General features: G+C 74.5%; 22 protein-coding genes. 11 read left to right on the forward strand and 11 right to left on the reverse strand.

Annotation, left to right across the window (positions count from 1 at the left end; all coding sequences use genetic code 11):
- Positions 1–123 precede the first annotated feature (123 nt).
- Together ACFQ9Z_RS28260 and fxsA are read left to right on the forward strand one after the other, a co-directional pair.
- Positions 124–942, forward strand: coding sequence for a polyprenol monophosphomannose synthase (locus tag ACFQ9Z_RS28260; protein ID WP_383024664.1), 819 nt, complete (start codon positions 124–126; stop codon positions 940–942).
- 55 nt (positions 943–997) lie between these two features.
- Entirely contained in the window at positions 998–1,549 is a 552-nt protein-coding gene (gene fxsA, locus ACFQ9Z_RS28265; RefSeq protein WP_383024667.1) for an FxsA family membrane protein, read from the forward strand.
- A 90-nt stretch (positions 1,550–1,639) separates the two neighbouring features.
- Here the strand turns inward: fxsA and ACFQ9Z_RS28270 are convergent, their stop codons facing one another.
- The 4 genes from ACFQ9Z_RS28270 to ACFQ9Z_RS28285 all read right to left on the reverse strand — a co-directional run bounded on the left by ACFQ9Z_RS28270 (position 1,640) and on the right by ACFQ9Z_RS28285 (position 5,100).
- Positions 1,640–2,014 carry an RNA polymerase-binding protein RbpA gene (locus tag ACFQ9Z_RS28270; protein ID WP_003977404.1) on the reverse strand — a complete coding sequence of 125 codons (375 nt, stop codon included), beginning with the start codon at positions 2,012–2,014 and terminating at the stop codon, positions 1,640–1,642.
- A gap of 255 nt (positions 2,015–2,269) precedes the next feature.
- Complete coding sequence (locus tag ACFQ9Z_RS28275) at positions 2,270–3,616, reverse strand: MFS transporter (RefSeq protein ID WP_383024670.1); 1,347 nt, start codon at positions 3,614–3,616, stop codon at positions 2,270–2,272.
- Positions 3,617–3,673: 57 nt separating this feature from the next.
- Positions 3,674–4,450, reverse strand: a complete 777-nt coding sequence (locus ACFQ9Z_RS28280) for a glycerophosphodiester phosphodiesterase (protein WP_143638034.1) — start codon at positions 4,448–4,450, stop codon at positions 3,674–3,676.
- Positions 4,447–5,100, reverse strand: a complete 654-nt coding sequence (locus ACFQ9Z_RS28285; protein WP_383024674.1) for a YitT family protein — start codon at positions 5,098–5,100, stop codon at positions 4,447–4,449. The genes ACFQ9Z_RS28280 and ACFQ9Z_RS28285 overlap by 4 nt, the downstream gene beginning before the upstream one ends.
- Positions 5,101–5,202: 102 nt before the next feature.
- Here ACFQ9Z_RS28285 and ACFQ9Z_RS28290 point away from each other — a divergent pair, with 102 nt between their 5' ends.
- Positions 5,203–6,708: a PLP-dependent aminotransferase family protein gene (locus ACFQ9Z_RS28290; protein WP_383024677.1), complete on the forward strand. Its 1,506-nt coding sequence runs from the start codon at positions 5,203–5,205 to the stop codon at positions 6,706–6,708.
- Positions 6,709–6,777: 69 nt separating this feature from the next.
- Here the strand turns inward: ACFQ9Z_RS28290 and ACFQ9Z_RS28295 are convergent, their stop codons facing one another.
- Together ACFQ9Z_RS28295 and ACFQ9Z_RS28300 are read right to left on the reverse strand one after the other, a co-directional pair.
- Positions 6,778–8,406: a hypothetical protein gene (locus ACFQ9Z_RS28295; protein ID WP_383024681.1), complete on the reverse strand. Its 1,629-nt coding sequence runs from the start codon at positions 8,404–8,406 to the stop codon at positions 6,778–6,780.
- A 57-nt stretch (positions 8,407–8,463) separates the two neighbouring features.
- On the reverse strand, positions 8,464–8,658 hold the full coding sequence (locus ACFQ9Z_RS28300; protein ID WP_143638022.1) for a hypothetical protein: 195 nt from the start codon (positions 8,656–8,658) through the stop codon (positions 8,464–8,466).
- Between the two features lie 264 nt (positions 8,659–8,922).
- On the opposite strand from ACFQ9Z_RS28300, the gene ACFQ9Z_RS28305 reads away from it, so the two are divergent.
- From ACFQ9Z_RS28305 to ACFQ9Z_RS28325, 5 genes are all read left to right on the forward strand, one after another.
- Positions 8,923–9,315 (forward strand): ankyrin repeat domain-containing protein, encoded by a 393-nt coding sequence (locus ACFQ9Z_RS28305; protein WP_383024686.1) that lies wholly within the window; start codon positions 8,923–8,925, stop codon positions 9,313–9,315.
- Positions 9,316–9,615: 300 nt separating this feature from the next.
- A complete protein-coding gene (locus ACFQ9Z_RS28310; protein WP_383024689.1) occupies positions 9,616–11,034 on the forward strand; it encodes a HEAT repeat domain-containing protein in 1,419 nt (472 codons plus the stop codon).
- A 317-nt stretch (positions 11,035–11,351) separates the two neighbouring features.
- Positions 11,352–12,482, forward strand: coding sequence for a glycosyltransferase family 4 protein (locus ACFQ9Z_RS28315; RefSeq protein WP_383024692.1), 1,131 nt, complete (start codon positions 11,352–11,354; stop codon positions 12,480–12,482).
- A complete protein-coding gene (locus ACFQ9Z_RS28320) occupies positions 12,479–13,828 on the forward strand; it encodes a glycosyltransferase (protein WP_383024695.1) in 1,350 nt (449 codons plus the stop codon). The genes ACFQ9Z_RS28315 and ACFQ9Z_RS28320 overlap by 4 nt, the downstream gene beginning before the upstream one ends.
- A complete protein-coding gene (locus ACFQ9Z_RS28325) occupies positions 13,825–14,784 on the forward strand; it encodes an SGNH/GDSL hydrolase family protein (RefSeq protein WP_383024700.1) in 960 nt (319 codons plus the stop codon). Before ACFQ9Z_RS28320 ends, ACFQ9Z_RS28325 begins: the two co-directional genes overlap by 4 nt.
- On the opposite strand, the gene ACFQ9Z_RS28330 is transcribed toward ACFQ9Z_RS28325, so the two are convergent.
- From ACFQ9Z_RS28330 to ACFQ9Z_RS28350, 5 genes are all read right to left on the reverse strand, one after another.
- Positions 14,685–15,554, reverse strand: a complete 870-nt coding sequence (locus ACFQ9Z_RS28330) for a biotin-dependent carboxyltransferase family protein (RefSeq protein WP_383024704.1) — start codon at positions 15,552–15,554, stop codon at positions 14,685–14,687. The two genes, ACFQ9Z_RS28325 and ACFQ9Z_RS28330, sit on opposite strands and share 100 nt — an antisense overlap.
- 40 nt (positions 15,555–15,594) lie before the next feature.
- Positions 15,595–16,212 carry an allophanate hydrolase subunit 1 gene (locus ACFQ9Z_RS28335; RefSeq protein WP_383024813.1) on the reverse strand — a complete coding sequence of 206 codons (618 nt, stop codon included), beginning with the start codon at positions 16,210–16,212 and terminating at the stop codon, positions 15,595–15,597.
- 5 nt (positions 16,213–16,217) lie between these two features.
- Positions 16,218–16,976, reverse strand: coding sequence for a LamB/YcsF family protein (locus ACFQ9Z_RS28340; RefSeq protein WP_383024709.1), 759 nt, complete (start codon positions 16,974–16,976; stop codon positions 16,218–16,220).
- A 71-nt stretch (positions 16,977–17,047) separates the two neighbouring features.
- Positions 17,048–17,884, reverse strand: a complete 837-nt coding sequence (locus ACFQ9Z_RS28345; RefSeq protein ID WP_383024712.1) for a putative hydro-lyase — start codon at positions 17,882–17,884, stop codon at positions 17,048–17,050.
- Entirely contained in the window at positions 17,884–19,203 is a 1,320-nt protein-coding gene (locus tag ACFQ9Z_RS28350; RefSeq protein WP_383024718.1) for an MFS transporter, read from the reverse strand. Before ACFQ9Z_RS28350 ends, ACFQ9Z_RS28345 begins: the two co-directional genes overlap by 1 nt.
- 164 nt (positions 19,204–19,367) lie before the next feature.
- Between ACFQ9Z_RS28350 and ACFQ9Z_RS28355 the strand changes: the two genes are divergently transcribed.
- The 3 genes from ACFQ9Z_RS28355 (at position 19,368) to ACFQ9Z_RS28365 (ending at position 22,635) form a co-directional block, all read left to right on the forward strand.
- On the forward strand, positions 19,368–20,069 hold the full coding sequence (locus ACFQ9Z_RS28355) for a GntR family transcriptional regulator (RefSeq protein WP_383024722.1): 702 nt from the start codon (positions 19,368–19,370) through the stop codon (positions 20,067–20,069).
- 129 nt (positions 20,070–20,198) lie between these two features.
- Positions 20,199–21,725, forward strand: coding sequence for a hypothetical protein (locus ACFQ9Z_RS28360; protein ID WP_383024725.1), 1,527 nt, complete (start codon positions 20,199–20,201; stop codon positions 21,723–21,725).
- Positions 21,726–21,756: 31 nt separating this feature from the next.
- Positions 21,757–22,635 carry a hypothetical protein gene (locus ACFQ9Z_RS28365; RefSeq protein ID WP_383024728.1) on the forward strand — a complete coding sequence of 293 codons (879 nt, stop codon included), beginning with the start codon at positions 21,757–21,759 and terminating at the stop codon, positions 22,633–22,635.
- The last annotated feature ends 26 nt before the right edge of the window (positions 22,636–22,661 follow it).

The raw sequence follows: 22,661 nt of genomic DNA on the forward strand, positions 1-22,661 counted from the left end.
TACCGAAAAGCACATTCTTACCCCACGCTTGAGGAAACAACACCACCGTTGGACCGTGCCGTCGCGTCATAGCAGGCCGCGGCCACTATGGTGGACGCCTGCGTACGACATGAAGGGGCAGCAGTGAACGACGGCGACGGGACCCTCGCGGCCAAGGCCCAGGGGAGGCAGTTCGGTCCGCTCGGCACGGCCTTGGTGATCATCCCGACCTACAACGAGGCGGAGAACATCAAGTCCATCGTCGGCCGGGTACGCAAGGCCGTCCCCGAGGCGCACGTACTGGTGGCGGACGACAACAGCCCGGACGGCACGGGCAAACTGGCCGACGAGCTGGCCGCCGGGGACGACCACGTCCAGGTGCTGCACCGCAAGGGCAAGGAAGGCCTGGGCGCCGCCTACCTGGCGGGCTTCCGCTGGGGCATGGAACACGGCTACGGCGTGCTGGTCGAGATGGACGCCGACGGCTCCCACCAGCCCGAGGAGCTGCCCCGGCTGCTCACCGCGCTCAAGGGCGCCGACCTGGTCCTCGGGTCGCGCTGGGTGCCGGGCGGCCGGGTGGTCAACTGGCCCAAGTCCCGCGAGTTCATCTCCCGCGGCGGCAGCCTCTACTCCCGCCTCGCCCTCGACCTGCCGCTGCGGGACATCACCGGCGGCTACCGCGCCTTCCGCAGCGAGACCCTCCAGGGCCTGGGCCTGGACGACGTCGCCTCGCAGGGCTACTGCTTCCAGGTCGACCTGGCCCGGCGCGCGGTGAAGGCCGGCTACCACGTGGTGGAGGTGCCCATCACCTTCGTGGAGCGCGAACTCGGCGACTCCAAGATGAGCCGCGACATCCTGGTCGAGGCACTGTGGCGGGTCACCGCCTGGGGCGTCGGGGACCGGGTCGGCAAGGTCACCGGCAAGGCCGGGCAGGACCGGACCCGGAGGCACGGCGCCGGCTGACCGTCCCGCCGCCCCGCTTATCCCGCGCTGAGCCGCGCCCAGGCACACTGGGAGCATGACGACTGGCGCACCCACCTCTCCGACCACCGCCCGGCCCCGCCGATCCCGGCTGCGCAGGTACCTGCCGCTGGGACTCGCGGCGTGGCTGGTGCTGGAGATCTGGCTGCTGACCCAGGTGGCGGGCGCGGCGGGCGGACCCACCGTGTTCCTGCTCCTGGCCGCGGGCGTCGTCGCCGGCTCGGTGATCATCAAGCGGGCCGGGCGCCGCGCCTTCCAGAACCTCAACGAGGCACTGCAGCGGGGCGGTTCGCCGGCCCGCGGCGGCGGCAACGGGCTGCTGATGCTCGGCGGGCTGCTGCTGATGATCCCGGGCCTGGTCTCCGACGCGGCCGGACTGCTCCTGCTGCTCCCGCCGGTCCAGAGGGCGGTGAGCCGCCGGACCGGGCGCACCCTGGACCGCAGGCTCCGCCGCACCGTCCCGGGCAGCCTGGGCGACGCCTTCCAGCAGGCCCGCATGCACCGCCCCGACGGCAAGGTGGTGCAGGGCGAGGTCATCAGGGAGGACACCGCCGGAGTCAGTGAGCAGCGCCCTCCGCTGGCCCGCTGAACCGGCCCCCGCGACACCCCCGGACAGCACGAAACCGCGGGCGCCGTACGTGATCACGTACGGCGCCCGCGGTTGTTCGTATGTCTCGCGCTACGCGCTCTTGCGGCTGTCCCTGGGGTGAACCGCGATGTTCATCGCCCCCGAGCGCAGAACCGCCAGACGCTCCTCGAGGACCTCTTCGAGTTCCTCACGGGTGCGCCGCTCCATCAGCATGTCCCAATGGGTACGCGCGGGCTTGGCCTTCTTCTCTTCAGGGCCGTCGCCGTCCACCAGGAGTGCCTGGGCCCCGCAGACCTTGCACTCCCACTCCGGCGGGATCTCCGCCTCGACCGAGAAGGGCATCTCGAACCGGTGCCCCTTCTCGCATGCGTACTCCACGGCCTGGCGCGGAGCCAGGTCGATACCGCGGTCCGTCTCGTAGCTGGTCACTACGAGGCGCGTACCGCGAAGAGCTCGCTCACTCATGAATCGTGCCTCCCGGGCTTGTCGCCCACAGGACAGGTGTCGCTGTCGTCGTCATCCGGTCAACGTCCGGTCGGCGGTAAAGATTCCCGTTCCGGGTCATGCGTCGCCGTCGTAGCCGCCCCTTGTTCTACCCACAGGTGCCCGGTTTGTCACATCTGCTAGCAGATGTCACCCAGCGCTTCGGCATCTTTGACGCGCAGTAACGGTACGCCTGGCAGGCCAAACGCGTACACTACCGCCCTTTCGTGTCCAGTGCTAAATCGTGTCCGGAACCGGGTTGCCCGCATCCTCGATCGCATGCCGCACCGGCACCCGGGCGAGCAGCACGAAGCCGACGACGAAGAAGGCCACCAGGGAGATGATCGCCGAGCGGTAGCTCCCGGTGACCTGGTAGGTCACCCCGAACAGCAGTGGGCCGAGCCAGCTCATCCCGCGGTCGCTCATCTCGTACGCGGCGAAGTACTCGGCCTCCTTCCCGGCCGGCACCAGGTGGGAGAAGAGCGACCGGGACAGCGCCTGGCTGCCGCCGAGCACCAGCCCGATACCGGCTGCCAGCACGAAGAACCACACCGGGGCCCCGGCGGGCAGGAAGTAGCCGGCCCCCAGGGTGACCGTCCAGGCCACGAGCGACCCGAGGACGGTCCGCTTGGCCCCGTGCCGCCGCGCCAGCCGCCCCATCGCGAGCGCCCCCGCCACGGCCAGCACCTGCACCAGCAGCACCGCCGTGATCAGCGTGGACTGCCCGAGCCCTAGCTCCTCGGAGCCGTAGACCGAGGCCTGGGAGATCACCGTCTGGATGCCGTCGTTGTAGACGAGGTACGCCAGCAGGAAGGCCAGGGTCAGCGGATGGCGGCGCATGTCCCTGAGCGTCGCGGCGAGCTGCCGCACCCCGGGGACCGCGGCGCCCCCCACACGCGTGCGCCGGTCGCGCAGCCGCCGCAGCGGCACGAGGGTGAAGGCGCCCCACCACAGTCCGGCCGAGGCCAGGCAGACGCGGACGGCGGCGGTCTCCGTCAGCCCGAAGGAGGCGTGCGCCGAGTACAGCACCAGGTTGGCGACCAGCACCAGCGACCCCGCCGCGTAGCCGAAGGCCCAGCCGCGCGAGGAGACCGCGTCGCGTTCCCCGGGCGGCGCGATCTGCGGCAGGTACGAGTTGTAGAGCATCATCGCAACCGACTGCGCCGCGTTGGCCACGACCAGGAGCGCGCCGCCGAGCAGGTAGCGGTCGCCGTCCAGGAAGAACATGCCGGCCGTGGCGGCGGCCCCGGTGTAGGCGGCCGCCCCGAGCAGCGGCTTCTTGCGGCCCGTGCGATCCGCGGCGCTCCCCGCCAGGGGCATCACCACGACGGCGAGGATCACCGAGAGGGACACGGAGTAGGCGAAGAAGGAGCCCGCCCGGACCGGGACGCCCAGCGGGTGCACATAGCCGCCGGCGTCGGCCGCGTTCCTGGCGACCGACGTCAGGTACGGGCCGAGGAACACGGTCAGGACGCTGGTCGAGTAGACCGAGCACGCCCAGTCGTAGAAGTACCAGCCGCGCTGCTCGCGCCGCCGGCCCGCGGCGTCGTCGTCCGTCCCCGCCCGCACGGTGTCGGTGCCCACCCGTGCCCTCGCTTCCCCGCCGCAGTGCCGTGCGCGGGCCCGGACGCGGCCGCCCGGTCAGACCCAGACGCCCCGGTCCTCCATGACCTTGCGCAACGTGTCGATGTGATCGGTCATGATGCCATCGACCCCGAGGTCCAGCAGCCGGTGCATCCGCTCCGGTTCGTTGACCGTCCACACGTGCACCTGCAGCCCGCGCGCGTGGGCCGCGCGCACGAAACGGTGGTCCACCACCGGGACGCCCGACTGGGCCTCCGGCACCTGGGCGGCCACCGCCGACCGGCGCACCGCGGCCGGCAGCCCCCAGGAGCGCAGCCGCAGGCTGAGCACACCGCGCGTGCCGAACGAGGTGGCCAGGCGCGGCCCGGCCAGCCGCTGCGCCCGCAGCACCCGCGCCTCGGAGAACGAGCCCACGCACACCCGGTCCCAGGCGTCCGTCCGCTCGATCAGCTCCAGCAGGGGCCGCAGCGCCGGTTCCGCCTTGACGTCCACGTTCCAGCGAACCCCGGGGAAGGCCTCCAGCAGCTCCTCGAACAGCGGCACCGGCTCCCGCCCCGCCACGCGCGCGCGGCGCACCTCCTGCCAGGGCAGGTCGGCGATGCGGCCCGCCCCGTCGGTGACCCGGTCCAGCGTCGCGTCGTGGAAGGCGGCCAGCCTGCCGTCCGCCGTCGCGTGCACATCGGTCTCGATGTACCGGTAGCCCAGCTCGACGGCGCGCCGGAACTGGGCCACCGTGTTCTCCAGCCCGTCGGCCGCACCGCCCCGGTGGGCGAAGGCGATCGGGCCCGGATGGTCCAGGTACGGGTGGCGCAGGGGCGGTCTCGTGAGGGTCACGGACGCAGTATCGCCCCATCCGGTGGCCCCGCGGCAACGACGGTGCTGCCGCCCGGTGCCGGGCGCGCGTCGAACATCTTCAGGAACAGCTGCGCCAGCGGGCCGATGGACACCGCGTAGAGCACGGTGCCGACGCCTATCGTGCCGCCCAGGGCGAAACCGGTGACCACGACGGTGACCTCGACCACCGTCCGCATCAGCCGGATCGAGCGCCCGGTGCGCCGGTGCAGGCCCGTCATCAGCCCGTCGCGCGGGCCCGGGCCGAAGCTCGCCGCGATGTACAGGCCGGTCGCGGCGCCGTTCAGCACGATGCCCGCAACCAGCAGCGGGACGCGCACCGCGAGAGCGCGCACGTCCGGCAGGAGGGCGAGGGTGCCGTCCATGGCCAGACCGACCACGAAGACGTTGGAGACCGTGCCCAGTCCGGGGCGCTGGCGCAGCGGGATCCACAGCAGCAGCACCACCGCCCCCACGGCGATCGACACCATGCCGATGGTCAGCCCGGTGAGTTCCGCGAGCCCCTGGTGCAGCACGTTCCAGGGCTCCAGGCCCAGCCCGGCCGCCACGAGCAGCGCCGAGCTCGCGCCGTAGAGCGCGAGACCCGCGTACAACTGGATCAGCCGTCGTCCTGGACGGCCGGAAGTGGACACGACATACCCCCCTGAGTGGTGGCGGTGGACCGGCGCATGTCACTCTGTGGCGTGGGAGGACATCCCTTCCATGGCCAATTCGGGGAAGGTGGACTGATCGGCATGGCACATTGGACCTCCGCGGTGGGTGCCGCACAGCTCGCCCGGCTGCTGACCTCCCAGCAGGACCGCCCGGCCGGCCCCGGCAGCCGCCGGCCGCCCGCCTACCGCGCCCTGGCCGACGGCATCCGGCTGCTGGTCCTCGAAGGCCGGGTGCCGGTGGCCGCCCGCCTCCCCGCCGAGCGGGAGCTCGCCCTCTCCCTCACCGTCAGCCGCACCACGGTCGCCGCCGCCTACGAGGCGCTGCGCACCGAGGGATTCCTGGAGTCGCGGCGCGGAGCCGGCAGCTGGACGGCCGTGCCGGCGGGCAACCCGCTGCCTGCGCGGGGCCTCGAGCCCCTGCCGCCCGAGGCGCTCGGCTCCGTCATCGACCTGGGCTGCGCCTCGCTCCCGGCCCCGGAGCCGTGGCTCACCCGCGCCGTGCAGGGCGCCCTGGAGGAACTGCCCCCCTACGCCCACACCCACGGCGACTACCCGGCCGGTCTGCCCGCCCTGCGCTCGATGATCGCCGAGCGCTACACCGCGCGCGGCATCCCCACCATGCCCGAGCAGATCATGGTGACGACCGGCGCGATGGGCGCCATGGACGCGATCTGCCATCTCTTCGCGGGCCGCGGCGAGCGCGTCGCCGTCGAGTCGCCGTCGTACGCCAACATCCTCCAGCTCATGCGGGAGGCCGGCGCGCGGCTGGTGCCCGTCGCCATGGCCGAGGGGCTGTCCGGGTGGGACCTGGACCGCTGGCGGCAGGTCCTGCGGGAGTCCGCGCCCCGCCTCGCCTACGTCGTCGCCGACTTCCACAACCCGACCGGCGCGCTCGCCGACGAGGACCAGCGGCGCCGGCTTGTGGACGCGGCCCGCTCGGCGGGCACCGTCCTCGTCGCCGACGAGACGATGACCGAGCTGTGGCTCGACGAGGAGTACGACGCCGGGATGCCGCGCCCGGTCTGCGGCTTCGACCCGGCAGGCTCCACCGTGATCACGGTCGGCTCGGCCAGCAAGGCCTTCTGGGCGGGCATGCGCATCGGCTGGGTGCGCGCGGCCCCGGACGTCATCCGCAGCCTGGTCGCCGCGCGCGCGTACGCCGACCTCGGCACCCCCGTGCTGGAACAGCTCGCCGTGAACTGGCTGTTCTCCACCGGTGGCTGGGAGCAGGCCGTGGAGCTGCGCCGGGGCCAGGCCCGCGAGAACCGCGACGCCCTGGTGGCCGCGCTGCGCCGGGAACTGCCCGACTGGGAGTTCGAGGTCCCGAAGGGGGGCCTGACCCTGTGGGTCCGCGCCGGCGGCCTCTCCGGTTCGAGGGTGGCCGAGGCGGGGGAGCGGGTCGGCGTCCGGGTTCCCTCGGGCCCCCGTTTCGGCGTCGACGGCGCCTTCGAGGGCTACGTACGCCTTCCGTTCACGGTGGGCGGAGCCGTGGCGGACGAGGCGGCGTCCCGCCTTGCGGCCGCGTCCCGCCTGGTGAAGACGGGCGCGACCAGCGACACGGAGTCGCCCCGCACCTTCGTGGCCTGACCGCACCCGACATACCCCGGCCGCCCGCCGGGGCGAACGGGACCCCTCGCCCGGCGTGAGCCGACAACCTCACGCACTCTCGGCGGCGACAGCCTTCTTGGCACTCACCGGCGCCGCCTCGACCGGCTCCGCCGTCTCGACGGCCTCCGCCTCGGCACCCTCCGCGTCGACGGGCGTGGTGCGAGGCGGCAACAGCTGCATCACCGCCTGCCGGTCCGCGTCACTCGTCGCGTCGTCGTAGGGATCCGGCGTAGCCGGCACCTGCAGCCGGTGCACCGGCCCCGTCCCGAGCCGCGCGTACCCCCGCCCGGCCGGCACCTGTGCCGGCGGGCTGGTGTGCGGCGGCATCCCCAGCACCGCCTCCACCTGCTGCGGCGCCGCGGGCCCCAGCACGACACGCGCGCGCGTGTGCTGCCGCACCGCCTCGCTGAGCGACTCCGCGCTGTCGAACTGCTCGGCCACCACCACGGTCACGTTCGCGGCGCGGCCGTGCCGCAGCGGCACCTGCAGATACGTCTGCGGATCCCTGCGGTGGTCGGCCTCCGCCAGGTGGGTGAAGACGGTCGGCCGGTCCAGCAGGATCCACAGCGGACGCCGGGTGTCCTCGGGCGGCGGGTCGCCCGCCTGCCGGGCGCGGTTGACCGCGGCGAGCCGCCGCTCGGTCTCCTGCGCGGCCCATTCCAGGCTGGCCAGCGCCCCGGCCGGCGCGCACTCCACGGCGAGCACGCCGTCCCGGCCGATCAGGCACGCGTACTCGCCGGTGCCGCCGCCGTCGACGACGACCACGTCGCCGTACCGCAGGGCCTGCAGGGCGATCGAGCGCAGCAGGGTGGAGGTGCCGCTGCCGGGGTGGCCCATGGCCAGCAGGTGCGGCTCGGTGGAGCGGATGCCGGTGCGCCAGACGACCGGCGGCACGTCGCGACGTTCCTCCTCGTAGGAGAGCGGCAGGGTGCGCTGGACCTCGCTCGGGTCGGTGAACCCGAGGACCGTCTCGCCGGGCGAGGTGACGAACCGCTGGGCGGCGATGCCGGCGGGCAGCGGCGCGAGGACGGACACCGTGAGCCGGTTCGCCTCCTCGTCCCAGCCGAAGTGGTACTCGCGGCCCCGCCCGGCCTTCGCGGCGAGCAGGTGCTCGATCCGCGCGCGGGCCGCGGGCTCGCCGTCCGGGAAGTACGCGGGGTAGCGGATCACGAGGTGGGCGAGGCGCCCGCCGTCTTCGAACTCGTGCGCCTCGAAGGCCCGCGCCCACTCGCCGCCGTGCGCGTACAGCGGGTCGGGGTCCTCGGCGATGGAGAAGTGCGGCACGAGGGCTTCGTAGAGCGACCGGAGGCGTTCGGCCTGTGCCTCGTCGGGTCCTTCGGGCGCCGATGGCGTACGGTCGCGGCCGTGCCATGCGGCCACCGCCATCAGGGCGATGACGGCGAGCAGCGGGCCGTACGGCATCAGCACCACCACCAGGACCAGGGAGGCCGCGAGGAACAGCAGTGGCCCGCGCTTGTCCTTGGGTGTCCCGGCCCATCTGCGCCGCCCGGCCGAGGCCAGCCGGCGCAGCCCGCGCGAGACGGTGATCAGCGGGTGAAGGACGTCGGTGGCGCTGTCGGCCGCCGTCCGGGCCAGCTCCCGGCTCCGGGCGATCTGCGTCCGGGCGATCTGCGCGCTGTCCTTGCTCAGAATGCGGGGAAGAGGGCGCCGGGCCACTGCTGTCTCCTGTTGAGTCGTACGGGTGTCGGTGCGTACGGACGGCGTGCGGGGGCGTCAGAACTTGATGCCGCCGAGCAGGCTCGCCAGGCTCTCGCCGCCGGCCTTGATGCTGGGGGCGATGGCCGTGCTGGAGAGATAGAAGCCGAACAGGGCCGAGACGCAGGCGTGCGAGCCCTTGAGTCCGTCCTTGCGGAAGAAGAGGAAGACGACGACGCCGAGCAGGACGACGCCGGACATGGAGAGGATCATTTGAGGCCTCCTGGTGTCGAGGGGGACAGTCACCGTGAGTTGTTCCAGGATCACAGGATGTATCTATACGATAAAAGGTGCAACTGGGTGAATTCCGGCGCTTTTCCCTCGACTGGCGGAGTCGTCGGCGGTCCGGTCGGGCAGGGCGTTTGCGTCCGCCGCGGTCAGGGGTGATCTTTGCCTCGGGCACTTCGGCTCCCGCGAGGCGCGAGCCAGTACCCTTGCGATTCACCTGAACGGTTGCAACGAGAGGCGGTCCCGCCGATGAGTGACGTTCCCGACCCCGAGGTCGTGGAGCTGGCGACCAAGATCTTCGATCTGGCCCGGCAGGGGCGGACGGACGAGCTCGTGGCGTACCTCGACGCCGGCGTGCCGGCCAACCTGACCAACGACCGCGGCGACTCCCTGGTGATGCTCGCCGCGTACCACGGTCACGCCGAAGCCGTGCGCGCCCTGCTCGCCCGGGGCGCCGAGGCCGACCGGATCAACGACCGGGGGCAGACCCCGCTCGCGGGGGCCGTCTTCAAGGGGGAGACGGAAGTGATCAGAGCCCTCCTGGAGGGCGGCGCCGACCCGGCCGCGGGCACCCCCTCGGCCGTCGACACGGCGCGCATGTTCGGCAAGACGGAACTCCTGGAGCTGTTCGGCGCGCACTGACGCGACCGACCTGACCAGGTACGACACGGACAACGGGGGAGGCGGTACAAAGCCGCCGGAAATACGGTCGCGGCAGCTCACGGCGCGGGTCATCATGACGACGTGATTCACGGACGCGATGGCTGGGCAGGTGTTGCCGCACCGCGCGGGCCGTGATGCGGTCCGCATGGGCCACCGACGAGAGGCAGAGAGAGATGGGCTACAGCAAGCAAGAGACGGCGGGCGCTCCGACGTTGTGTCACGCGGCCAGGTAATGCGTGTTTCCCGGTTGCGTCGACGCTTGATGTGAGGCTGTTTCCCATGTTCGATCCGGTCATAGCGCCCAGCGGTACGCTGCTCGGCCTGCTCCAGCGGGGCCGTGGCGACGGCACGCTGCACGCGCTCACCGCCCCGCGCGCCGAGGCGCTCGCGGCCCTGAACCACTGTGTGCTGCACGACCCCCGCCACGACTGGCAGGTGGAGAACCGCTCCCTCTACTACGCCCGGCTCTACCTCGACCTCAACGGCGAACTGGACGCCGTCGAGGCGCACCTCTTCGGCGCGGAAGACGTCCTGGACACCGAGGAGTCCCGTACCGGCCTCGCCCTGGCCGTGCTCGGGCACCTCGCCTCCTACGGCCGGCGCGACGCGCTGGAACTGCTGCGCAGGTACGCCGCCCACGGCTCCAACTGGGCCTGGGCCCTGGACGAACTGGCCCTGCGGGACGACGACGCGGGCCTGCGCGCCCTCGCCGCCCCCGTACTGGCCCGCTTCCCCGCGGATCCGGAGGGCGACGCCGAGCTGGCCGCCGCCGTCCGCGACGCCTTCGAGCCCAGGCCCTGGCGGCTGTGGGCCGAGGACGCGCGCGCATCGATCGCCACGCGCGTGCGTACCGCCCAGGAGGCCGGTTGTTTCGACCGCTGGCAGCGCCAGATGCGGCCCACCGGGCCACGTCCCGGCTGGAGCGTGCGGGCCGTCTTCGAGTGGGCCCAGCAGGGCGTCGAGCGCGGCGCCGCCCTCCATGTGCCGGCCGCCCGCTGCCTGGTCGCCGTCGCGGGTCCGGAGGACCGGCCGGAGATCCTCCAGGCCGCCCGGACCGGCACCGACGGAGCCCGCTGCACCGCCCTGCGCTACCTGGCCGACGGCAACGACCCCGACGCCCTCGACCTGGTGGAGGCCGCGGTCGCCGACGGAACGCCGGTCGTCGTGGAGGCCGCCGTCGACTCCTTCGAACGCATGCGCAGCATCGCCGCCGTCCAGCGCGCCCGCCGCTGGGCCCAGCGCCCCGACGCCCTCGGGGCGGCCGCCGGCCGCGTGCTCGCCTGCCGCGGCGGCGCCCAGGACAGCGACCTCGTCCTCGGCGCCCTGCGCGAGGCGGCGCGCGTCGAGGGGCCCGACGCGCCCACCCTGTGGACCCTGGTCGACGGCGCCGGACGCCTCGGCATCGCCTGTGCGGCCCCCGTGCTGCGCCACGTCTACCGCGAGACGGCCTCGTCCCACCTGCGCGGCCGCGCCGCCCGCGCCCTGGCCGCCACCGACCCCTCCTTCGCCACCGGCTTCGCCGTCGAATGCCTGTGGGACTGCGAGGAGACCACCCGGGAGATCGCCGCCCGGCACGCCGAGACCGGCGACATCCGGGTCGTCGAACGTCTGCGCCGCCTCGCCGCCGACCCGGCCGAGGAGGACGAGGTGCAGACGGCCGTCCGCAGCCGCTTCGGACCGGACGCGCAGACCATGTGACGCGCGGCCCGGCGCCGCGGCTCCCCGTCGCGGCTCCGCACCGTGGCCGAGGACGCGGGCAGGCCCCGCCGGACGGGGCGCTGAGCGTACGCGGCGGGCCCTCGAAGGCACCCGGCGGGCCCGCGCCGGGCCGCCCGGGCGCGCTCGCGGTCCGGGCGGGGACCCGCCCGCCGCGTGAACGCCGGATGACCCGCGGGGCAGGCGGACATGGCGGCACTGCGACCCGCCCGGGTGCGCGGTCCAACGCTCATGGGACGTTCCCCGGCCGGAAAGATCGACGTTGACGCGGCCACGTCCAGCACGGCGACAACACCCGTATGCGTGTCGTCATCGTGACCGAATCCTTTCCCCCCGACGTGAACGGCGTCGCCCACTGCGCGCTCCAGACCGCCCGCCACCTCGTGGACCGCGGTCACCACCCGCTCGTCGTCGCCCCGGCCACCGCGCCCGGCACCAGGCCCGACGCCCTGGCCGAGCCCTGTCCCGTCGTCCGCGTCCCCTCCCTCCCGCTGCCCGGCTACCCGCAGGTCCGGGTGGCCCTGCCCAGCCGGCGGCTCGCCGCCGCGCTGACCGGGCACCGGGCCGACCTGGTCCACCTGGCCGGCCCCTTCGTCCTCGGCGTCCGGGGCATGGCCGCCGCCGCCCGGCTCGGCATACCCGCGGTCGCCGTCTACCAGACCGACCTGGCCGGATACGCCCGTACCTACATGGGCGCCGGCGAGGCGGCGGCCTGGCGCCGGATCCGCTCCGTGCACAGCGCGGCCGACCGCACCCTCGCCCCGTCCAGCGCCGCCCTGCGCGACCTCGAGGCGCAGGGCGTGCCCCGGGTCCGGCTGTGGCCGCGCGGCGTGGACACCGACCGCTTCCGGCCGGACCGGCGGGACGAGGCGCTGCGCCGTGAACTCGCCCCGAACGGCGAGGTGATCGTCGGTTACGTCGGCAGGCTCGCCCCCGAGAAGCAGGTCGACCTCCTGGCCGGCGTCTGCGGACTGCGGGGCGTACGGGTCGTGGTGGTCGGCGACGGACCCAGCCGCGCCCACCTGGCCGAGGCCCTGCCGGGCGCCGTCTTCCTGGGCCGGCGCACCGGCGACGACCTCGCCCGGATCTTCGCCTCGCTCGACCTGTTCGCGCACACCGGCCCCTTCGAGACCTTCTGCCAGACGGTCCAGGAGGCCATGGCCAGCGGGGTGCCCGTGGTGGCCCCCGCCGCCGGCGGACCGCTCGACCTGGTCGCCCACGGGCGCACCGGCCTGCTCGTACCGCCGCGCGACCCGGTCGCCGTGCGGGAGGCCGTGCGCACCCTGGCCGCCGACGCGGGGACGCGGGCCGCCTACGGCGCCGCCGGGCGGGAGACGGTCGAGGGCCGCACCTGGGCCGCCGTGGGCGACCGGCTGATCGCCCACTACGAGGACGTGCTCGCGGCCCACAGGACGGCGGTGGCGGCATGACCGGCACACCCCTGCGCATCGTCCGGCTCGCCAACTTCGTCACCCCGGCCTCCGGCGGCCTGCGCACCGCGCTGCGGGAACTGGGCCGGGGGTACCGGGCGGCGGGCCACGAACCGGTGCTGGTGGTGCCGGGCGAACGGCACACCGACCGCGACACGGAGCAGGGCCGGGTCATCACCCTGCCCGGCCCCGTGCTGCCCGGCACCGGCGGCTACCGCGTCCTGGCCGACAGGCGGCGCCTCGCCGCGCTCCTGGAAGGGCTCCGCCCGGACCGCCTGGAGGTGTCCGACCGCACCACCCTGCGCTGGACCGGCCGCTGGGCGCGCCGCGCGCGCGTGCCCGCCGTGATGGTCTCCCACGAGACCGCGGACGGCGTCCTGCGCACCTGGGGCCTGCCGGAGCGGCTCGCCCGGCGGGCCGCCGACGCCCTGAACATCCGCACCGCGCACGTCTACGCGCGCGTGGTGTGCACCACGGAGTTCGCCGAGCGCGAGTTCGTACGCGTCGGCGCGCGCAACGTCGTACGCGCCCCGCTGGGTGTCGACCTGACGGAGCGGCACCCCGGCCTGCGGGACCCCGGGCTGCGGGCCCTCCACGCGCGCGGGGACGAGGCGCTGCTGGTGATGTGCTCTCGGCTGTCCGTGGAGAAACGGCCCGGAACCGCCCTGGACGCCCTCGAGGCCCTGCTGCTGCGCGGCCGGCGGGCGGTGCTGGTGGTGGCCGGGGACGGGCCGCTGCGGACGCGGCTGGAGCACCGGGCGCGCGAACGCGGGCTGCCGGTGACGTTCCTCGGCCATGTCACGGACCGGACGGACCTCGGCACGCTCCAGGCGTCCGCCGACGTCTGCCTCGCGCCCGGACCCGCCGAGACCTTCGGGCTGGCCGCGCTGGAGGCCATGGCCTGCGGGACGCCCGTGGTGGCGAGCGCGTCCTCGGCGCTGCCCGAGGTGCTCGGGTCCGCGGGAGCGGCGGCGGCCGACCGGGGCGAGGCCTTCGCGGACGCCGTCGAACTCCTGCTGACGCGCTCCGAGCCCGAGCGGAGGGAGGCGGCACGCGCGCGTGCCGAGTGCTTCGGCTGGGGCACGGCGGTGGAGGCCTTCCTGGCCGCCCACGACGCCGAGGTGCTGGGGCGAAGGGATGCGGCGGCTGGTTCGACGGGGGAGGTGTCCGGGGGTGCGGCCACGTCGGCCGGGTCGGCTGCGGTGGCCCGTGGGCGTGCGGGTGCGGCGGGCTGCTCGGCCGGGGAGGCGTTCGGGCGGGGTGACGCCCCAGCACGTTCCGGTGCCGGCGTGCTCGGCTCTCCGGACGCGTCGGGCCGGCCCGACGCTCAGGAGGGCGCGGCATGAGACCCGTCCGCTTCGTGGCGCTCGGGGACTCGCTGACGGAGGGCGTGGGCGACCGTGCCGGGGACGCCTGGCGCGGCTGGGCCGCCCTGCTGGCCGCGGCCCTCACCGAGGACCCCGGCCGGACGGAGTTCACGAACCTGGCCGTCAGCGGGGCGCTGACGCGGGACGTGCGCGAGTACCAGACGCCGGCCGGGCTCGCCCTGCGCCCCGACCTGGTCTCCGTGGTCGTCGGCGTCAACGACACCCTCCGCCGCACCTTCGACATCGGTGCCGTGGCCGCCCGGCTCGACCAGGTGTACGCGGCCTTCACCGGCCAGGGCGCCACGCTGCTCACCGCCTGTCTGCCCGACCCCGGCGCGATGCTGGGCATCCCCGGCGCCCTGGCCCGCCCGCTGGCCCGCCGGCAGCGGGCGGTCAACACGGTCGTGCACGTGCTGTCCGACCGGTACGGGGCGGTCCACCTGCACGCCTCGCGGGGCGCCTGGCTCACCGACCGCGCCCTGTGGAGCGCGGACCGGCTGCACCCGGGCGAATGCGGCCACCGTCAGTTCGCGGCCCGCTTCCACGCCCTGCTCGCCGCGGCGGGCCTCGCCACCGGGACACCGCCGTCCACCGAACCGGACCTCCCGTCCCCGACCCGCGCGGCGAGCCTGTGGTGGCTCGCCACCGCCGGGACCGGCTGGGTGGCCCGCCGCAGCACCGATCTGCTGCCTCAGTTGCTGCTCCTGGCGGCGGACGAGGCGCGGCACCGCGCGCGGGGCACCGGCGACCGGCTCGACCTGCGCGCGTCCGCCGCGGCGGCACGGGCGCTGGCCGCCCTGCCCGTGGCGCGGCCCGGCGGGGCCGGCGCCGGTGCTCAGCGGCGCCCGGCCGCCACGAAGCGCACCGGGGTGCCCGGGACCGCCTGCGCGGCCGCGGGGAGGTCAGCGACGCGCACCACGGCGATCACCGGGTAGCCCCCGGTCGTCGGATGGTCGGCCAGGAACACCACCGGGCGGCCGTCCGGCGGCACCTGGACCGCGCCGAGGACCATGCCCTCGCTGGGGAGCTCGCCGTCGCGGGCCCGCTCGAGGGCGGGCCCCTCGGTGCGCAGGCCGATGCGGTTGGCGGCCGGGGACACCCGGTACGCGCGCGTGGTCAGCGCGCGCAGCGCGCCCGCCGTGAACCAGTCGTCGCGCGGTCCCAGGGTCACCCGGAGCACCAGTTCGTCCGGCACACCGGGCTGCGGGGCGGTGTCCACGCGCGCGGGAGGGCCGGCCGGGGCGCCCAGCGGCAGTAGCACGCCGTCCGTTAGGGGCGGCGGACCGAGGCCGGACAGCAGGTCGCGTGAGCGGCTGCCGAGCACGGGCTCCACGGCGATGCCGCCGGACACGGCCACGTAGGTGCGCAGGCCCGCCACGGCCGTGCCCACCTCCAGCAGTTCACCCGCGGGCACGACGACCGGTGCGCCCCAGGCGGCCGGGCGGCCGCCCACGGTGACCGGGCACGGCGCGCCCCCGACGGCGACGGTCACCGTCGAACGCGGGCGCAGCGCGCAGCCGTCGACCGTGGTCTCCAGGACCGCCGCGGCCGCGGGATTGCCCGCCAGCCGGTTGACGAGGGCCGCCGCGCGCGGATCGAGCGCACCGGAGCGGGGCACGCCGAGGTGGGCGTACCCGGGGCGCCCGCGGTCCTGCACGGTGGTCAGGGCCCCGGCCCGCACCACGACGAGCGCACGGTCGGTCATGACCCCTCCCCGGACTCCGGGCACGCGCGCGCGTACGCGGTCACTCGTCCCCCGCCGGTACGAAGCGCACCCGCGTGCCCGGTGAGAGCAACGCGGCCGGTACGCGCGTGTGGTCCCACAGCACCGCCTCCGTGGTGCCGATGAGCTGCCAGCCGCCCGGCGAGGAGCGCGGGTAGACACCCGTGTACGGACCCGCGAGCGCCACGGCGCCGGCCGGTACCGCCGTGCGCGGGGTGGCCCGGCGCGGGACGCCGTAGCGGGCGGGCAGGCCGGTGAGGTAGCCGAAGCCCGGCGCGAACCCGCAGAAGGCCACCGTGAACTCGGTGCCGGCATGGATCCGCACGGCCTCGCCGACGGGCACCCCCCAGTGCGCGGCGACCTCGGCGAGGTCCGGGCCGTCGTAGCGCACACGCAGCTCGACCAGCTCACGCGTGTGCGGGGGAGCGGCCGGCACTTCGGCGGAGGCCAGTTCGGACGCCAGCCGGGCAGGGTCGGCCAGGCCGTCGAGCAGGACCGTACGGGCCGCCGGGACGATCTCGCGGACGGTCAGCGAACCCTCCGCCCGGCGCCGCAGCAACTCCGCGTGCAGGGCCTGCGCCTGCGCACCCGAGGCGACCTCCACCAGCAGTGCGTCGTCGCCGACGGGCAGGGCCGTCACGCCGCTCATGCGAAGGCCTCCACCCGGACGCCCGCCGCCACCAGCCGTTCGCGCACCCGGCGGGCCAGGTCCACCGCGCCGGCCGTGTCGCCGTGCAGGCACAGCGAACGGGCGCGCATCCGGATGCGCGCGCCGGAGTGCGTGACGACGGAGCCGGAGCGCGCGAGCCCGACCGAGCGCTCCACGACGGCCTCCGGGTCGCTCACCACCGCGCCGTCCCGGTCGCGCGGCACCAGTGTGCCCGCGTCCGTGTAGGCGCGGTCGGCGAACGCCTCGGTGACGGCCGGCAGGCCCGCCTTCCCGGCCAGTTCCAGCAGCCGGGAGCCGGGCAGGCCGAGGACCGGCAGCGAGGCGTCCGCCAGCAGCACGCCGTCGACCACCGCCGCGGCCTGCTCCTCGTCGCGCACCACCCGGTTGTAGAGCGCGCCGTGCGGCTTGACGTACGCCACGCGCGCGCCCGCCGCCCGGGCGAACACCTCCAGGGCACCGATCTGGTAGGCCACTTCGGCCGCCAGCTCGGCGGGCGGCACGTCCATCGCGCGCCGCCCGAACCCGGCGAGGTCCCGGTAGGAGACCTGGGCGCCGATCGTCACCCCGCGTGCGGCGGCCAGCTCGCACACCCGGCGCATGGTGGCCGCGTCTCCGGCGTGGAACCCGCAGGCCACGTTGGCGCTGGTGACGACGGACAGCAGCTGCTCGTCGTCGGTCAGCCGCCAGCGGCCGAAGCCCTCGCCCAGGTCGGCGTTCAGATCGATCGCGGTCATGTCCCTCGTGTCCTTGGTCCTCGTGTCGGATGCCGCCCGGGCCGTCGTGCCGGGCGCGCCGCCCGCCGGCGTCAGTCGACGCCGGCCACGCGGTACTGCTCGTCCCGCGCGTCGGTCAGGAACATCTGGCCCGGCGCGTGGGTGATGGCGAACGGCGGCCGGGACGCCATCACGGCCGCCTGCGGGGTCACCCCGCAGGCCCAGAACACCGGTATGTCGTCGGGCGCGGCGTCCACCGGGTCGCCGAAGTCGGGCCGGCCGAGGTCCTCGATGCCGAGGGCCGCGGGGTCGCCGCAGTGCACCGGACCGCCGTGCACGGCAGGCAGCAGGCCGCTCTCCCGGATCGCGGTGCGCAGGTGCTGCGGCGGCACCGGGCGCATGGACACCACCATCGGCCCGCGCAGCCGGCCCGCCGGACGGCACTGCCGTCCGGTCACGTACATCGGCACGTTGCGGCCCTGCTCGACGTGCCGGATCGGCACCCCCGCAGCGGCCAGCGCCCACTCGAAGGTGAAACTGCAGCCGAGCAGGAACGACACCAGGTCGTCCCGCCAGAACGCGCGCGCGTCCGCGGGCTCCTCGACCAGCTCGCCGTCCCGCCACACCCGGTAGCGCGGCAGATCGGTGCGCAGGTCCGCGCCCGGGGCGAGCACCGTCGTGACGGAACCCGCGTCCGTGACGTCCAGCACGGGGCAGGGCTTGGGGTTGCGCTGGCAGAACAGCAGCATGTCGTAGGCCCAGTCGGCCGGCACCGCGATCAGGTTGGCCTGGGTGTGCCCGGCCGCCACGCCCGCGGTGGGGCCGGAGAGGCCCTCGCGGAAGCGGTTCCGCGCGGCCGCCGGACTCCACGCGTGCGCGTGCTCGTCGACGAGGGTCACGGGCCGGTCAGAGGCACGGTTCGCCCGCATCACGCCAGCTCCTTCCCGCGCGTCTCCGGCAGCCCGAGCAGGGCGAGCGCCGCCAGGCCGTAGCCGACCGCGCCGAAGACCAGCGCGCCGCCCACGCCCCAGCTGTCGGCCAGGAAACCCACCAGGGTCGGGAAGACCGCGCCCACCGCGCGGCCGGTGTTGTACGTGAAGCCCTGCCCGGTGCCGCGCACCTGCGTCGGGTACAGCTCGCTGAGGTAGGAGCCGAAGCCGCTGAAGATGGCCGACATGCAGAAGCCGAGCGGGAACCCGAGCACCAGCAGCAGGGTGTCGGCGCCGTGCGGGATGTTGGCGTAGGCCAGCACGCAGACCGCCGAGAGCAGCGCGAACAGCCAGATGTTGGGCCGCCTGCCGAGCCGGTCGGTGAGGTGCCCGCCGGTCAGGTAGCCCAGGAAGGCCCCGGAGATCAGGAAGGTCAGATAGCCGCCGGTGCCCACCACGGACAGGCCGCGCTCGCTCTTCAGGTACGTCGGCACCCAGGTCGCCAGCGTGTAGTAGCCGCCCTGCACGCCGGTGGACAGCAGACTCGCCAGGACCGTCGTGCGCAGCAGACCCGGATCGCCGTCCGAGGCCGGCCGGAAGATCGCCGTGAACGAGCCGCGTCCGGGGCTCTGTTCCCGGGCCGCCGTCGCCCCGGGCGCGTCGTGCACCCGGCGGCGCAGCCACACCACGAGCAGCGCGGGCAGCGCCCCGGTCCAGAACATGATCCGCCAGGCCACGTCCTCGCCGGCGAAGGAGAAGACCAGCGTGTAGACGACCGCGGCGAGCGCCCAGCCGACCGCCCAGGAACTCTGGATCGCGCCGAGGGTGCGGCCCCGGTGCCTGGCGCCGGCGTACTCGGCGACCAGGATGGCGCCGACCGCCCATTCGCCGCCGAAGCCGAGCCCTTGAAGGGCGCGGAAGACCAGCAGCGTCTCGTAGTCGGGCGCGAAACCGCAGGCCACGGTGAAGACGGCGTAGGTGATCACCGTGATCATCAGCGCCCGGACCCGGCCCACCCGGTCCGCGACCACGCCCGCCACGGCCCCGCCGATCGCGGAGACCACCAGCGTGACGGTGGTGAACAGGCCGGTCTGGCCGCTGTCCAGACCGAAGTACGCCGCGAGCGCCACCATGCTCAGCGGCAGCGTGAAGTAGTCGTAGGAGTCGAGGGCGTATCCGCCGAAGGCTCCGGCGAACGCCCGGCGGCCGCGCGGGCCGAGGGCCCGCAGCCAGCCGAACGCGCCGTCCTCGGCGTCGCGTTCACCGGTTGCCGGTCGCAGGTCCGGTGCCGCGGACCGGGACGGAGGAGTCGTGCTCATGGGCACCTCGCAGGAAGGAGACGGAGAGTGCGGTGAACTGAGCGGTGCCGTGCGGGAGTTGTGCGGTGCGGGGATTGTGCCGTGCGAAGCACCGTAGAGGATTGTTCAACGATCCTTCAATACCCCTGTTGTCCCGTCCTCCTGACTGCGGTTGAATTCCGGGCATGGCAGAGCAGCTGACGGGACTGGCCGGCGACCGCGCCCTCCTGGGGCGCACCAGCACCGCCGAACGGGTCTCCGACATCCTCCGCAGCCGTATCGCCGAGGGTTATTTCCCGCCGGGCACCCGCCTGTCCGAGGACGCCATAGGCGGCGCCCTGGGGGTCTCCCGCAACACCCTGCGCGAGGCGTTCCGCCTGCTCACCCACGAGCGCCTGCTCGTCCACGAACTCAACCGCGGCGTCTTCGTCCGGGTCCTGGCCGTGGAGGACGTCGAGGACATCTACCGCGTCCGCACCCTCGTCGAGTGCGCCGTCGTGCGCGGTCTCGGCGAGCCGCCGTACGCCGTCGACGGCCTCGCCGCCGCCGTCACCGAGGGACAGCTCGCCACCCAGGAGAACGACTGGAAAACGCTGGGCACGGCCAACATCCACTTCCACCGCGAACTGGTGGCCCTCGCCGGCAGCGAACGCACCGACGAGCTGATGCGCAGCGTCTTCGCCGAGCTGAGGCTGGCCTTCCACGTCGTCGACGACCCGCGCCGGCTGCACGAGCCGTACCTCGCCCGCAACCGCGAGATCCTGCGGGCCCTCCAGGCCGGGGACCGGCGCGGGGCCGAGCGGCTGCTGCGGACCTACCTCGCCGACTCGCTGGAGCGGGTGGTGGAGGTGTACCGGCGCCGCGTCGGCGAGGACGGCGCCTGCTGACGCCGGGTCCCGCGGGGAGCGCGAGCCGTGCCCGCGCAGCCGGCCGCCGGTGCCTGTAGAGCCTCTGTGACGACGGTCGCTTCTGCGCCGTTTGGGTCGTTGTCAGACCGAGGACCTAGTCTGTGCACCGTGACTTCGCCTGCATCGACGGACAGCGCTCCGCCCCAGCTCAGCGCGGGACCGCGCCCGGCGCCGGGCCCGGCCGCCGACGAGGGGCTGGCGCGCCGGCTGCGCGCGCTCGCCTGCACCGCGCCGCTGCACGACCTCGACGCGCGCAAGGCCAACCTCGCCGGCGAGTACTCGGTGTACGGCATGGCCGAGGTGGCGCTGGCCGCCATCGACCTGGTCACGCTGAACATGGACTTCGACACGGGCGCCGACCACGAGCAGATCGTGGCCCGGCTCGTCCCCCGCATCGCCGCCCAGGCGCCGCACCGGCCCGCAGCCGAACACGAGCGCGTGGCCCGCTGGGTCCTGGAGAACCTGATCAACGTCGGCAGCGTGGACCGCGGCTTCCGCGCGGTGTACGGCACCTTCGCGCCGGACGGCACCTACGTGCGCCGCGACTACGACTTCAAGCTGATCGAGGAGGTCCCCGGCCCCGGCGGCACGGTGTACCTGCGCACCACCGACGAAGCGGTCAACGTCCTCGTCGGCGCCCTGGACACGGATGTCACCAGCGCGCAGATCGCCGCCGAGGTCAAGCTCGAGGTGCTGATCAACCGGGGCCGCCTCGCCGACGCCCAGCTCGCCGCCGAGCAGGCCCGCTACCGCACCGTGCAGTACTCCGAGACCCTGCGCCGCGCCCTGGAGGCCACCCGGCGCAACGTCCGCGCCGTCGACTGGCTGAACGCCGTGCCCGACATGATCGCCGAGGCCCTCGACCACGTGGCCGACCGCTACCGGCACGAGAACGCGATCCTCACCAACATCCGCAAGGCCCGCGACGAGACCGAGGACACCGGGCACAAGCGCCGCGCGGCCGAACTGGTCGACATCGTCAAGGACTGCATCCGCCGGCACACCCAGCTGCAGTCCCGGCTGCTGGAAGCGGGCCCGCTGTTCCGCGCCGAACAGGACAGACAGGCGTTCGCCACACCGGCGACCGCCTCCGGCACCGACCTGTACGGCCACCTCCTCGCGCCCGCGCTGCCGCTGGAGCTGGAGCGGGCGGTCCGCGTCACGGACGCCTTCTTCGCCAACGCCACCGGGCTGCGCACACCCGTGTCCGTGCGGGTCGGCGACCTCGTGGACATCCTGTTGACGCCGCCGGTGGAACGGGAGCACCTGGGCGCCGAGATGCCCGAGCCCGACCTGATCGCGACCCCGGACGACAGCCGGTTCAGCGAGGAGCAGCTCGCCACCGCCATGGAGCTGCTGGACCTGCCGGCGGACGCGCCGCGCCGACTGTCCGGACTGCTCGCCGAGGCGCGCGTACGGGACCCCGAACTGCCCTACCTGGTCGCACTGCTGGCCGTGCACGCGGCCAGCCCCGCGGTCGGCACCGCCTACCGGCAGGGCGAGCAGAGACTGCTGTTCGCCGTCGACGACGGGACCGAACTGGACGATCCCGAGTTCGGCGGGGCGGACCTGATCGTCGGAACGGCGCTGCTGGACGCGGCGGGAATGGCCGCCGACCGGACGGAAGCAGCATGAACGAGCCAGCACGCGACAAGGAGCCCAGACCGTGACCGAGCACGTCGAGTGGAGTGACACGGAGGCCCCGGCCCCGTCGGCGTCCGCCGCCGTCACCCCCGCCGACGCCGCCGACGCGGCGCGGCTCGTCGCCTTCGGGCTGCAGCCCAAACTGCAGCCGGCGCGCGACCAGGAGTACACCGAGCTGCTGCGCCGCTACCGCGAGGAGCCGGCCTTCGCGCGGCTGGCGGACGCCGTCGCCGCCGGACTCGGGCTGGTCGTGCTCGAGGTGTCCCCGCGCGCGGGGATGGCCGTGACGGCCGCCGAGGACTCCGTGTTCGCCGTACGCATGGGCGACTACGCGCGTCGCACCGCCGCCGACTCCGGGGACCGCTTCCTGCACGGGCTGGCCCACCTCGCCGTCGCCGCGCTCGCCTTCCCGCGCCCGGAGGACCTGGCCGACGACTCCTACATCGGCCGGATCACCGTCAACGGCGTCGACGCCTTCGTACGGCAGGCCTGCCGCCGTCTGGAGGAACGGGCCGAGGAACGCGGCGAGAACACCGACCCGGCCACCGGCGCGCCGGGCCTCGAGACGGCCTGGCGGATCTGGGCCCGGCGCAGCGCCACCGGCGCCACCAAGGACGCGCGCCGGCCGGCCGCCTCCACCACGGGCATCGTCGCCAAGGCCGCGGCCTTCCTCACCGACTCCGGCTTCCTGCAGCGCACCGGGGACGACCACGGCGGCACCTACCGCACCACGGCGCGCTACCAGCTCCAGGTACGCGACCTGGCGGGCGCCGCCGCGATGGCCGAACTGCTCGAACTGGGCGTCGTCCCGGTCACCGACGGCACGGCCAGCCTGCTGCCCCCCGAGGACACCGACGACCTGGACCTGGTGGCCGACGCCGGGCTGCCGTTCCACTCCTGATCCACCGCACTCCTGACCAGACTTAC

The organism is Streptomyces sp. NPDC056580, from assembly GCF_042793175.1.
In the GTDB taxonomy this organism is placed as follows: Bacteria; Actinomycetota; Actinomycetes; order Streptomycetales; family Streptomycetaceae; genus Streptomyces.